This is a genomic window from Acinetobacter sp. 1294596 (assembly GCF_000582925.1).
GTDB classification, from domain to species: domain Bacteria; phylum Pseudomonadota; class Gammaproteobacteria; order Pseudomonadales; family Moraxellaceae; genus Acinetobacter; species Acinetobacter radioresistens.
This window is the reverse complement of record NZ_JFCC01000011.1, coordinates 1-13,557: the sequence shown is the minus strand read 5'-3', so window position 1 is coordinate 13,557 and position 13,557 is coordinate 1. Positions and strand designations below refer to the sequence as shown.

General features: G+C 43.2%; 11 protein-coding genes. 5 read left to right on the top strand and 6 right to left on the bottom strand.

Going from position 1 to position 13,557, the window contains the following annotated elements; translation table 11 throughout:
• The first annotated feature begins 239 nt into the window (after nt 1–239).
• The 3 genes from rpsO (at nt 240) to J502_RS06255 (ending at nt 4,185) form a co-directional block, all read left to right on the top strand.
• The gene (gene rpsO / locus J502_RS06265) at nt 240–509 is read left to right on the top strand and encodes a 30S ribosomal protein S15 (RefSeq protein ID WP_005016930.1); all 270 of its coding nucleotides are present in this window, start codon (nt 240–242) and stop codon (nt 507–509) included.
• Between the two features lie 247 nt (nt 510–756).
• Nucleotides 757–2,850, top strand: coding sequence for a polyribonucleotide nucleotidyltransferase (gene pnp / locus J502_RS06260; RefSeq protein WP_171057104.1), 2,094 nt, complete (start codon nt 757–759; stop codon nt 2,848–2,850).
• Nucleotides 2,851–2,946: 96 nt separating this feature from the next.
• Nucleotides 2,947–4,185, top strand: coding sequence for a magnesium transporter CorA family protein (locus tag J502_RS06255; RefSeq protein ID WP_005405997.1), 1,239 nt, complete (start codon nt 2,947–2,949; stop codon nt 4,183–4,185).
• A gap of 54 nt (nt 4,186–4,239) precedes the next feature.
• Here J502_RS06255 and J502_RS06250 read toward each other — a convergent pair whose 3' ends face one another.
• The 6 genes from J502_RS06250 to J502_RS06225 form a co-directional block, all read right to left on the bottom strand.
• Complete coding sequence (locus J502_RS06250; protein WP_034671095.1) at nt 4,240–4,572, bottom strand: chaperone modulator CbpM; 333 nt, start codon at nt 4,570–4,572, stop codon at nt 4,240–4,242.
• A gap of 12 nt (nt 4,573–4,584) precedes the next feature.
• Nucleotides 4,585–5,538 (bottom strand): DnaJ C-terminal domain-containing protein, encoded by a 954-nt coding sequence (locus J502_RS06245; RefSeq protein ID WP_005405721.1) that lies wholly within the window; start codon nt 5,536–5,538, stop codon nt 4,585–4,587.
• A gap of 155 nt (nt 5,539–5,693) precedes the next feature.
• Entirely contained in the window at nt 5,694–6,155 is a 462-nt protein-coding gene (locus J502_RS06240; RefSeq protein ID WP_005405863.1) for a DUF2147 domain-containing protein, read from the bottom strand.
• A gap of 324 nt (nt 6,156–6,479) precedes the next feature.
• Entirely contained in the window at nt 6,480–7,355 is an 876-nt protein-coding gene (gene hslO, locus J502_RS06235) for an Hsp33 family molecular chaperone HslO (RefSeq protein WP_005016915.1), read from the bottom strand.
• A gap of 49 nt (nt 7,356–7,404) precedes the next feature.
• Nucleotides 7,405–9,237: a cation:proton antiporter domain-containing protein gene (locus J502_RS06230; RefSeq protein ID WP_034683420.1), complete on the bottom strand. Its 1,833-nt coding sequence runs from the start codon at nt 9,235–9,237 to the stop codon at nt 7,405–7,407.
• 83 nt (nt 9,238–9,320) lie between these two features.
• Entirely contained in the window at nt 9,321–11,546 is a 2,226-nt protein-coding gene (locus J502_RS06225; RefSeq protein ID WP_034683418.1) for a primosomal protein N', read from the bottom strand.
• Between the two features lie 155 nt (nt 11,547–11,701).
• On the opposite strand from J502_RS06225, the gene gspF reads away from it, so the two are divergent.
• Both gspF and gspG read left to right on the top strand, forming a co-directional pair.
• Nucleotides 11,702–12,907: a type II secretion system inner membrane protein GspF gene (gspF, locus tag J502_RS06220; protein WP_034683416.1), complete on the top strand. Its 1,206-nt coding sequence runs from the start codon at nt 11,702–11,704 to the stop codon at nt 12,905–12,907.
• Nucleotides 12,908–12,944: 37 nt separating this feature from the next.
• Nucleotides 12,945–13,382 (top strand): type II secretion system major pseudopilin GspG, encoded by a 438-nt coding sequence (gene gspG / locus J502_RS06215; RefSeq protein ID WP_005023137.1) that lies wholly within the window; start codon nt 12,945–12,947, stop codon nt 13,380–13,382.
• Nucleotides 13,383–13,557: the final 175 nt, after the last annotated feature.

Sequence of the window (13,557 nt, the reverse complement as noted above, 5' to 3'; positions counted from 1 at the left end):
GATTCTGTGAGTTTCAATTTTATAAAACATAAGAGATATTCATAAAAAATTTAAGGCGGAGAAAAATCATAAATCGGTCAGGGTAAAGGGTTAAATCAGAAAAACAGCCTGCAATTTTTGCAATTAGAGCGTTTTTCGCTTAAAATATGACGCTTGCTGTAGTGATGCACGGCAGTCAGTTTGGCTCGGTCAAACTGGTAGGTATCAAAACTCTTTTCAAAGCATCTCGGAGAAATCGAATGGCTTTAACAAATCAAGATCGCGCAGAGATTGTTGCTAAATTTGCTCGTGCTGAAAACGACACAGGTTCACCGGAAGTTCAAGTAGCTTTGCTGACTGCTCAAATCAATGATTTACAGACTCACTTCAAAGCTCATAAACATGACCATCACAGCCGTCGTGGTCTGATCCGTATGGTTAACCAGCGTCGTAAGCTGCTTGATTACCTTAAAGGTAAAGACACTACACGTTATAGCGATTTGATTGCTGCTCTAGGTCTGCGCCGTTAATCTGGCAATTCCTATTTTGTTTTCGGTAAGTCGAATGATCGATTTTTCGTTTGCTGAGAATGAAAGTGTATCTGCTTTTGCAGGTTAAAGTGAGAAGGGGCGAATAGTTCGTCCCTTCTTTTGTGTTTAAAACTAGTGAGGTGCGGCTTCTAAGCTTTGTCATTTATCATTGCTGTCGGGAATGATATGAATGTCAAACCTTAGGGGCCTCCACTAGAATAAAATCAGGATATTAAAATATATGTCGATGTTTAACATTGTCCGTAAAGAATTTCAATTTGGTCAGCATCAGGTTGTACTGGAAACTGGCCGTGTAGCACGTCAGGCGAATTCCGTGCTGATCACTATGGGTGGTGTTTCTGTACTGGTTGCTGTAGTTGCTCAACCGACTGCCAAAGCTGGTCAGGACTTTTTTCCACTGACTGTAAACTACCAAGAAAAACAATATGCTGCTGGTCGTATCCCGGGCGGCTACGGTAAACGCGAAGGCCGTGCATCTGAAGCTGAAACTCTGATCTCACGTCTGATCGACCGTCCAATTCGTCCATTGTTTCCAGAAGGTTACTACAACGAAATTCAGGTAACTGCGACCGTTGTTTCTTCTGACAAGACCATGGATGCCGATATCGCTGCCATGTTGGGTACTTCAGCTGCGTTGTCAATCGCCGGTACGCCATTTCGTGGCCCAATCGCTGGCGCACGTGTTGGTTTAATTAACGGCGAATATATTCTTAACCCGAACCATGAACAGTTAAAAGAAAGTGATCTTGACCTTGTGGTTGCTGGTACTGAAACTGCGGTACTGATGGTGGAGTCTGAAGCCAAGGAGCTTTCAGAAGACCAGATGCTGGGCGCAGTACTGTTCGGTCATGATGAAATGCAGATTGCTATTCAGGCAATTAAAGAATTTGCAGCAGCAGCAGGCGCAACTGAGTCAACTTGGGTTGCACCTACTAAAAATGATGCACTGCTTGAACAGCTAAAAACTGCTTTTGAAGCTAAAATCTCTGAAGCATATACAATTGCTGTAAAACAGGAGCGTTATGCAGCTCTTGATGCCTTACATGCTGAAGCTATTGCACAGTTTGTTCCTGAAAATGACGAGACTGGTATTGCTGACGAAGTAAACGAACTGTTCGAAGAGCTGAAATATCGTACCGTACGTGACAATATCCTGTCAGGTAAACCACGTATCGATGGTCGTGACACTAAGACTGTACGTGCACTTGATGTACAGGTTGGCGTACTGGAACGTGCTCACGGTTCAGCATTGTTTACCCGTGGTGAAACTCAGGCTCTGGTTACTGCAACACTGGGTAATACCCGTGATGCGTTGATGGTTGATACACTGTCAGGGACCAAAACTGACAACTTCATGCTGCACTATAATTTCCCGGCGTATTCAGTAGGTGAGACTGGCCGTGAATCTGGTCCTAAACGTCGTGAAATTGGTCACGGACGTCTGGCGCGTCGTGGTGTACAGGCTGTACTTCCACCGGTTGACCGCTTCCCGTATGTTCTACGTGTAGTATCTGATATTACCGAGTCAAACGGTTCATCTTCTATGGCTTCTGTCTGTGGTGCTTCACTTGCACTGATGGATGCAGGCGTACCATTAAAAGCTCCAGTTGCAGGTATTGCAATGGGTCTGGTTAAAGAAGGAGAGCGTTTCGCCGTACTTTCTGACATCTTGGGTGATGAAGATCATCTGGGTGACATGGACTTTAAAGTAGCCGGTTCTGCTAATGGTATTACTGCCCTTCAGATGGATATTAAAATCGAAGGTATTACTGAAGAGATCATGGAAGTTGCCCTAAATCAGGCATTTACTGGTCGTATGCATATTTTGAATGAAATGAATAAAGTCATTTCTCGTGCTCGTCCTGAAATTAGTATGCATGCCCCAACATTTGCTGTGATTACAATTAATCCAGACAAGATTCGTGATGTTATTGGTAAGGGTGGCGCGACAATTCGTCAGATTACTGAAGAAACTAAAGCTGCAATTGATATTGAAGATAATGGTACCGTTCGTGTTTTCGGTGAAACGAAAGCTGCTGCGAACGCTGCAATTGCCAAGATTCAGGCCTTAACTGCTGAGGTTGAGCCAGGCAAGATCTACGACGGTAAAGTTATCCGTATTGTTGAATTTGGTGCATTTGTAAATATCATGCCAGGTACTGATGGGCTGTTACATATTTCACAAATTTCAAATGAGCGTATTGCTAACGTGACTGATGTTCTTAAAGAAGGTCAGGAAGTGAAAGTTCAGGTTGCTGATGTAGATAACCGTGGCCGTATTAAACTGACGATGAAAGATATTGAGCAAACTTCTAACTAAGTTTGTTATCAATTTGAAATGAAAAGAAAAGCCTGCTTGATGCAGGCTTTTTTTATGTCATGATGCATATGTAAGTTTTTATAATAATTATCAGGTATGCAGGTTTATTATTTCTATCGACATCTGAGCGAACAGTGCATTTTTGTGAGTCATCAACCCGAAGAAGGCCACGAGCTTGAGTTTATCTGGATTGATTCGACCCGTGACGATGTAATTAATCATGTTAAAGACTGGCAGAATAAAATTCATGAGCTTTCACAGCTGTCCCTGTCTGAATATCATGTCAAAGATATTTTAAACGTAGAGCATCCATGTACTTTCGATAGTACTGAAGAATACAATTTACTGATCCTTAGAAAACTGGTTACGCCAGATGACCAGATCAAAAATATTGATCTTGGACTGGAACCGCAGGAAAGTGCTTTTGGTCTGGCTACCACGCCAGTCAGTTTTATTTTTAACCCTGATCTATTAATTACAGTGCGGGAAAAAGGCAATACTATACTGGAAGTCTTTATCCACCGGCTTCAGGCCAGCCTCAGTTGCAATATTGATGATCCTGGAAAACCACAAAAACTCGCTACCTCTCCTTTTGACCTGGCATTACGTCTTTTATGTAGCATTATCGATAACTATCTCGATATCCGAATGCCATTAACACGGCGGGTTGAATACTGGCAGCGTGAGTTGCTGCAGGGCAGAAAACGTTTCAAACAGTGGCATCAATTATTTCAGGAAATGACTCTATTTCAGCAAATTGAAAATCTCTGTGAAGAACAGATTGAGGCTATGCAGGAAATCCGTGATGAAATTGTTCAGAACTATCATCATCTAATGGGAGAAGATCTGGTTGATCCTCAGGATATCCTGTTGATTCGACTGGATGATCTAACTGGCCATATTGAACGGGTACAAAAGCATACCACCCGGCTTCGAAACTCCATACAAAGTGCCATTAATCTACATTTCTCTGCTATTTCCAACCAGACCAATGAAAATATGCGGATTCTGGCGATTATTACAACTGTTTTTGCGCCCTTGACCTTATTAACCGGTATTTATGGAATGAACTTTGAATATATGCCGGGACTTAGTGTAGAGAACGGGTTCTGGCTCATGCTGGTAGCCATGCTATTTTGCACAGTCTTGCTCATTTATCTATTTTACCGGCGACATTTGCTAGGGCGGGGAGAGCGCAGTATTCTGGATCTGCTGGCTCAGCAGCATCATCAGCGTAATGTAAACCTGTCCTGGTTACTCGATGAAGAAAGGTATCATTCAGCACAGCAGCAGAGAAAACGTGCCAGATTTAAATTACGTAAATCGGTCGATTAATTTTTCTCTACTCCAGAGTTAAATTTTATAGTTTATCTGGCCCAAGTTATACAGCTATTTGGGTTTAAATATGCCAATCTGTTTGCGTAAATGCTGAACTTCATCAATCAGATCCAGCATTACTGCAACTGCAGATAAACTGGCATTGAAATCACGCTGTAAACGGTAAGCCTTACGGGCACGAGCTACATCTTCGCCCAGAAACTGATATGAAGATTGCTGAGAGCGTACTGGTAAGATATCGTATTCGAGCAATTCCAATACCCATTCCTGACTCTGTCCACACACTTGAGCAAAATGTTCAAGATCTAGCATAGATTGTTCGTCAATAATTTCAGAGTCATGTTGGCCCTGATATACAACTTCACGGTAATGAATAATCGCCATTTTTCATGCTCCTTAATAAGCGCGAGGCTGATAAGATACGAATGCTTCAGCCAGAGATTCATAAGCCTGCTGTTGCTGTGCAGTGGTTGCCGGTGGCACTACAATGTTCAGAATAAGATAAAGATGGCCCGGTGTTTTATTTGGAATTCCCTTATCCTTCAGGCGAAGTTGTTGGCCAGACTGGGCATTTTTAGGCAGGTTTACATTCAGAGAACCGGCTGGTGTATTTACGGTAATCGCTTTGCCTAGTGCAGCCTCCCAAGGCGTAACATTGACGGTATAATAAACATCCGTACCATCTACCCTGATTCGGTCAGTATCCCGGTATTGTATTTCAATATATAAATCGCCATTCTCGCCGCCATTAATACCGAGCTGACCTTGACCGCTTAGGCGGATTTGCTGGCCTTCTTTCATACCTTTAGGTATTTTAACCTGTAATGTTTTGCGCTGTACCTCTGGTTCCCCATATGCATTTACAGTTGGAATCTGCAAAGTGATATTTTGGGTCGCTCCCTGATAACCGACTTCTACATCAATCTCGATCTTGGCATGCTGGTCTTCACCACGATAACTACGAGGCTCGCGCTGGTATTGATAGTGGCCTCCACCAAATCCTGTACCGAAACGACCAAACAGGTCTTCAAAACCATTAAAATCTGAAGCATCTCCTTGAGAAAAACCTTGCCGATAGAAACGGCTGCCATCAAAGCCACCCTGACCTGCATTCTGATTAAAGCCAGAGAAGCCTTGTGGATGATCCAGCATCTGGTCATATTCAGCCTTTTTTTCCGGATCACTTAACGTATCATAGGCAACATTAATGGCCTGCATCTGTGCTTCCGCATCTGCTTCTTTACTGACATCAGGATGATATTTACGGGCCAGTTTTCGATAACTTTTCTTGATTTCTTCAGGACTGGCATCTCGTGAGATACCCAATTGTTCATAATAATTTTTTTCCATAGATCAGCTCTACGTCTATTCATTTATCTGTTTTAATTCATTATTGGAGTTGTATAAAAAAAAGCCAGAGTAAAGCATTAGTTATATTGTTTCAAAGCGTGACAAAAAAAGCCCCGAGAACTGGAGCTTTTTGATTTAAGTTTCAATTAAATATTCTAGTATTTAACCCAGGTCACACTACGGCCTACGACGGATACACCTACATAGCCTCTTAGCGTGAGGTGTTTGCCATTTGCATTGACCTTAGCCTTACCCTTATAAATTTTTCCTCCGATCGGATCAAGTACACGACCATCAATGTATTCATATGGATTATTTGGATTCTGTTTAAAGTTATAAATAAAGGGAAGGCCAATAAAAGGCTTACCTTTTAAATCACCTGGACAGTTTTCACATATTTCCATTTTTGGGCGGCCAGGTACTGCACGGGTTTCTACGATTGTGCCGGTATAAGTACCATCTGCGTTTTTCTTGACCATTACATCAGCGCGGGAATAGCCCGTCCGGTCATCTACCGTTTTCCATTTACCGACCAAAGGATCAACGCTTGCAAAACTTAAAGTGCTAATCGTTGTAAAAAAGATCCCCGCAGCCATGCAGGACAATAGTTTCTTCATGAAATAAACCCCAAATATAAAATAATAATTTTTTCAGTCTTGTTTTAGAGTAAAACGCCTAATTTATAACGGCTCATCTTTAAAATTTCAACCAAAAAATCAATAGGATATTGCGATAAGGAGAAAGTAGTAAGACTGTCATAAAATCTGAGCCAGGTTTGGTATAGAGGAAGTTAAATTTTTTATTTATTAATCAAAAACTTATTTTTAGATAAAGATATAAGAACTTCAATGTTAAAGCGTGAGAAACAGGTAAGCGAATAAGGAAAATAATAAAAAAGCCCTAAAGAATTAGGGCTTTAAAATTCTGATTCTTAGTAATTTTTAACTGAGATGTTCGCCAAACAGGCCCAAGGCTTCTTCAGCAGTGAAAGTATACTGTGCCTGGCAGAACTGGCAGTCCATTACGATTGGATTCTGGAATTCAAGTGTTTCACGCACAGCACTTACGCCAATCTGTTGCAGAGCAGCAGCACAACGCTCTTTTGAACAGGTACAGCCAAAACGTAAATGTTCAACCTCAGGCAAGCGGACATCCTCCTCGTTATAAAGACGATAAAGTATTTCCTCGGCGCCAAGTTCGGTCAGTTCTTCCGATTTTAATGTTTCAGTCAGCATGGTTAGCCGTGGCCATAAGTCTTCATCCACGATTTGCTGTTCTTCTTCACTGTTACGTGGTAAAAGCTGAATCAGTAAGCCACCGGAACGCTGTTCATTACTGGCCAACACTAACCGGGTCGGAATCTGTGCAGACAGGTCATAATACTGCATGAGACATTCTGCCAAAGTTGAACGGTCAAGCGGTACAATCCCTTGATAGCGTTCGCCAAATTCGGGTTCGATATTGATAAATAGCACTGGATTGACCAGAGAGCCGAGTACGACACTACTATCTGTGGCCTCGCCAAAACGTGGATCTTCTTCATACTCAGCCAAGGCACGGACCTGACCTAAATGGGTACACTCAGCCATAGCCCATTTAAAAGTACCGGCAGCCTGAATTTGTAAACTGATACGGCCCTTAATTTTCAGGGTACTGGCCAGCAGTGCAGTCGCACTTAGCATTTCGCCAATCAACAGCTGTACGGCGGGGGCATAGGGACGCTGTGCCAGAATAGTTTGTAAGGCTTCTTCAAGATGAACAACTTCACCACGAACAGGGCTATTCTCAAGATAGAAGCGTTGACGTAAATCAGACATAAATTTCTCCAAACCCTGTCTTTATGGTGTCTTTATTTTAAAATACAAGTTAATTTTGACCACCCTGTGTAACATCACTACGATAATATTCCACATTCGGGTTTAAATCAGATTCTTCATATCTTGCCTGTACCTGCTCATTATAGGCAAACAAATGTTTGAGCTCTGCTAAAGCATTGCCATGGGTTTCATAAATTTTATGATCATCACGATTAAGACGTTGTTGCTGTTTAAGCAGTATTAAGTCGTGCTGGCGAAATGCATCTACTTGCTCATGGGCTTCTTCTAAGGATAAACCATGAGCATGTAACATATATTCTGCCATATCTAATGCAGAAAGCTGGGTTTCCCGCCAGAAATGTTCTATTCCCATATCACGTAGCAAATGTACGTGATAGCGGTCGCGAGCCCGTACCAATAGTTTTAGTTCAGGATAGTTCAGCCGTATATAGCGTACTGCATTCATACAGTCCTCGACATCATCAATGGCGATAACGAGTATCTTGGCCTGTTCAATACCGGCCTGTTGCAGGGTTTGAGAATCAGTAATATCTGCCTCAATAAACCGTCCGCCATACGCTTCAATAAACTCTGCTCCAGGCTGATTATTATCAATGATGGTAAAGGGCAGCAGCTGCTGATGGGCAACTCGGGCAATAATTTGACCAAAACGGCCAAAACCGGCAATGATCAGTGCTGGAGAGGCTTCAGTATTAACATCATCTTGTCTGGTTCGTTCGGGTCGCTGTTTTATAATGTGCTGGGCCAGTAAATAGATAAATGGGCTGAGCAACATTGACAATACAATAACTGCGGTTAGCTGGTTCATTATAACCTGTCCAATTAACTGTTCTTTTAATGCCGCATACAGCACTAGAAAAGTTAGCTCTCCGCTCTGACAAAGTCCTAAACCCAACAAACTTGCATTACTCCAGTTCAGGCGCGAGTAATGTCCAAGTACAGCTAATACAATTGACTTAATGATCAGTAGGGCCGCAACCAGAGAGACAATAAAGACTGGGGACTGTGTAATCACAGCGAATGAAGCATATAAACCAAGACTTAGAAAGAAAAAACCGGACATCAGGCTACGAAAAGGTTTGATCATGGTTTCAAACGCATGTCGAAAAGGAGTATCTGCCAGTAACATCCCTGCCAGTAATGCACCAATCAGCACATGCAGCCCTAAAGCATCTACGGTAAGAAAAATGGCCAGTACGGTAAACAGGGCTGTAGCGGCCATCAGTTCGATACTGTTTTGTTTGGCCAGATAATTTAAAAATGGCTGGATCAGATAACGGCCAAAAAGAAAAACGCCACTAATAGTTGCAAGAGTTGCAGCAAAATAGGCAATCCCATGCTGTGAACTTTCAGTACGGGTAAATAAGGGTAATAAGGCAATTAGGAATATGGCGACCAATGCCTGTGCCAGAGTAACTGCAAGTGTGTATTGACCAGTAGTGGTATTAAGCTGTTCATATTGTATCTGTAACTGCAGGGCCAGAATCATGGCAGAGAGGGCTAGAGCAAAACCAACAATAAAACTGTTCAGCAGCGGTAACTGCAATACAGTTATTCCCAAGATTACGATGAGCCCTGCAGTGATAACAATTTGAATACCACCCAGTTTAATCAGGTGTGATCGCATCAACCAGATTCGTTGCGGCCTGAGTTCCAGTCCTATTAAAAATACAAGAAGAATCGATGCATAATCTATAAAATTCTGAATCAGGGAAAATTTAATCAGATTAAATCCGCTTTGACCCAGAATTAAGCCTGTCACCAGATAGCCGAGCACTGAGGTCAAGCCTAAACGTCTGCTCAGGGCTACCAGGATTAAGGATGCTCCAAGAAAAATCGTCATATATAACATCAAAGACATAAGTTTATCCCGGGCGTTTGTTTTGTTCTTTGTACTATTAAACCTGAAAATACTGCCAAGCTGTAGAGGCCGCTCGTATCTGTCTAGCTGAGTTCCTGCGGGTCAACGTCGATACTCAGCTTTAACTGATGCTGTCGTGACTGTTGTACTACCATCGCCCACCATTGCCGTAAATAAAAATGCAGCTGTGCCCGGTCAGCCGAAAGCAGGACCAGATGGGCCCGATAGCGACCCGCCTTACGCTCCATAGGGGCAGGGATAGGGCCCCAGATATCAACCTGACTACCTGTAAGTTCACGTAGCTTACGGGCAATTTCAGCTAAAAATTCCTGACTGTATTGCTGGTTTCTGGAGTCGGCTCGTACCAGTACCGTATAACGATAAGGCGGCAGCTGTGCCTGCTGGCGCTCGATGAGTGCTTGTTTGGCAAAAGCACGGTAGTCTTTCTCGATCAATGTAGTTAACAGTGGATGATCAGGCCTTAATGTTTGCAGATAGACTTCGCCTCTGCGGTCTCCACGGCCAGCGCGACCAGCTACCTGAATGATGAGCTGGGCTGTACGTTCCGGCGCACGAAAATCAAAGCTGAGCAGTCCGGCATCAATATCCAGAATTGCCACCAAGGTCACGTAGGGAAAATGATGGCCCTTGGCTAACATTTGGGTACCGAGTAAAATAGCAGGCTGGCTTTGATGAATCCGCTGATAGATATGGTCCCATTGGCCAACCCGGCTGGTACTATCACGGTCCACACGAATTACATCAAAATCTGGAAAGAGCTCGGTCAGGGTTTCTTCAACCTTGGCAGTGCCCATTCCGAGCGTTTTTAAGGTCGTTTGCTGACATTCGGGACAGCTTTCCGGTACACGATGAATGGAACCACAATGATGACAGTGCAGATGATTATAGGGCTGTGTATGCAGAGTAAAATGCGCATCACAATGGGGGCAGTTGGCCTGCCAGCCACAATGATTACAGACCAGCACCGGCGCATAACCACGCCGGTTTAAAAAAACTAGCACCTGTTCTTTTTTGTCCAGCCGCTGCTGAATCTGCTTGATGAGCTGTTCACTGATTCCATGCTGTTTTCTGGCTACTTTCAGATCTATTAACTGCATTTTGGGTAAGACCGCATTGCCAGCCCGCTGGTTAAGTTCCAGTCGTGTCAGTTTATTTTGTTCTACCAGATGATAGCTATCCAGACTGGGTGTGGCTGAGCCAAGAATAATCGGACAGTTTTCCAGATGGGCACGGTAGAGAGCTACATCACGGGCATGGTAGCGAAAGCCTTCCTGTTGCTTGAATGACAGATCATGCTCCTCATCCAGAATAATCAGTCCCAGCCGGGGCAACGACGTATAAATTGCTGAACGGGTTCCGAGAATAATGGAAGCCTTGCCGGTTTGGGCATGCTGCCATGCTTGCAAACGTTTGGATTCACTCAAACCAGAATGTAATAGTACAATATCTACATTAAACCGTGATTTAAACCGGGAAATGGTCTGAGGTGTCAACCCGATTTCGGGAACCAGAACCAATATCTGCTTGCCCTGTTTTAGTACCTCGTACATCACCTGCAAATAAACTTCTGTTTTGCCGCTACCAGTCAAACCATCAAGTAAGAAGGCCTGGAATTTCTTCAAGGATTTTAAAATACGCTGAATTGCTTTGTGCTGATCTTCATTGGGTGTGAGCGGCATTTGTGCCAGCTGCACCGGTTCAGGCGTGGTATTTATTGCTGTTAATTCACAGCGGACGATTTCTTTTTTTTCAAGAGCTTTTAAGGTAGCAGTTTCAACACCACTTAAATTCAGGATATCTTCTGTTGTACCGGCTGCATGTAATTTTAAAATCTTATAAGCATCTTGCTGCTTGATTGAACGCTTGAGCAGCTGTTCTGCATCAGGTTGTACCACCTTCCAGACTCGAGCCAGCAGATTTAGCGGTTTACCCTGACGCAACAGGCCGGGTAGAGCACATTGCATTACCTCACCCAAAGGAAATTGATAATACTGTGCAGACCATGTCAACAAACTTAAAACTTTGCTGTCTATAATGGCTTCCTTGTCGAGCAGCTCAGTAATAGCCTTAAGTTTGATACGCGGATCAGGCATAACATCGGGAGAAATTTTCTCTACAATGATACCAATCAGATTCTGCCGTCCAAAAGATACTGCTACCCGCGCACCGACTTCTGCCTGTAAGTATTGTTCGGCACTAAGCAGATAGTCAAAACTATCATAGAGATGAACAGGTACAGCTACCCGGACACGGTATATACAGCAGTTATTATGGGACGAGCTAGGCATATAAATTTCGTTAAAGGTTTTAGATAAAATGGCGTCATGCTATCGACTCGGTTATATTACAGTGAGCAAGCGGACAACAACATGAATATGAATGATCTGTATTGCCTGATGCAACAGCAATGATGATAAATTTTGGGAAAAACTAGAAAACTACAATGCCAGCATATCAATTTACTGCAATGGATGCTTCGGGAAAGCAGCAAAAAGGCATACTGGAAGGCGATTCCGCACGTCAGATACGACAGCAGCTGCGTGATAAGACATGGATTCCGGTCAGTGTCGAACCAGTAGAAAATAAAGAAAAAGGTCAGACCAGATCATGGCGCAAAAAAGGCTTAAATGCCTATGACCTGGCACTCATGACCCGTCAGCTTTCAGTGCTAGTCGCTGCCGCAATCCCGTTAGAAGAAGCTATTCGGGCTGTAGGCAAACAAAGTGAAAAAGTACATGTGCAGAATTTACTGATGTCGGTACGTTCCAAGGTGCTCGAAGGCCATTCACTGGCTCAGGCTATACAACAGTCTGGGCGTTTTCCTGATCTTTATATTGCTACCATCGCAGCAGGTGAGCGTTCAGGGCATCTGGACCTGATTCTGGATCAGCTGGCCGACTATACAGAAAACCGCTTTGCCATGCAGAAGAAAATTCAGGGGGCAATGGTTTATCCGATTATCCTGATGCTGATGTCATTTGCGATCGTAATGGGATTAATGACGTATGTAGTGCCGGATATTGTAAAAACATTTGATCAGAGCAAGCAGGCACTTCCAGCCATTACGGTTATTTTAATGAAGACCAGTGATTTTATCCGTCAGGCTTGGCCATTTTTACTGGTGATCAGTGTAGTGGGTATTATGCTGCTGATACGTTTTTTAAAGACTTCAGCCGGCCATTATACCTTTGACCGCTTTGTACTGAAGTTGCCTCTCTTTGGTAAATTGGCTCGTGGTATCAATGCTGCCCGTTTTGCCAGTACCCTGTCTATTTTAACCCGCTCCGGTGTACCTTTGGTTGATGCGCTTAAAATTGGTGCGGCGGTCAGTAATAACTGGGTAATCCGGGATTCTGTCAATCTTGCTGCAGAAAAAGTAACAGAAGGCGGTAACCTTGCGACCCAGCTTGAACGTGCCGGTTATTTCCCGCCAATGATGGTACAGATGATTCGCAGTGGCGAGGCATCCGGTGAGCTGGACCGCATGCTGGAGCGGGCATCTACCATGCAGGACCGTGAAGTGGCTACTTTTATATCTACGTTGCTCGCTTTGCTGGAGCCACTGATGCTGGTACTCATGGCCGGTATTGTGCTGGTAATAGTAATTGCAGTGATGTTACCTATCGTGAATATGAACAATATGGTTTAATTTTTTTAAAGACTATAAGTAAAGTGAGAAAATTTTAATGCAGAACAAGAGTTATCGAACCCGTCAGTCTGGTTTTACCCTGATTGAAGTCATGGTGGTAATTGTGATTTTAGGCGTACTGGCAGCGCTGATTGTACCGAATGTAATGGGACGAGGTGAAAAAGCCAAGATTGATACCACAGTCATTACCTTAAAAGGTGTAGCAGGAGCATTGGACCAATACAAACTCGATAATGGCCAATTTCCTTCAATGCAGGATGGGGGACTGGATGCATTGGTTAACCAGCCAGCGACAGCCAAGAACTGGCTACCGGGAGGTTATGTAAAAGGGGGCTACCCTAAAGATAGCTGGGATAATGATATCCAGTATGTAATTCCCGGTTCAGAAGGCCGTAGCTATGACCTATATTCATTTGGCGCAGATGGTAAACAGGGTGGTGAGGGTACAGATGCCGATATTTATTACCAGCCATAAGTTTTATAATATTTAATACGAGTATAAATAAAATGAGTATGGCGAAAGGAATAGAATGATTGGGTTAAATTTAAAATATAAATAGTAAATAAATAGCTTCACTTAGTATAGACAATAAATATTAAGTGAAGTGATAATAATTCTTGATATCCAATATTATTTAAATAATTGTTTT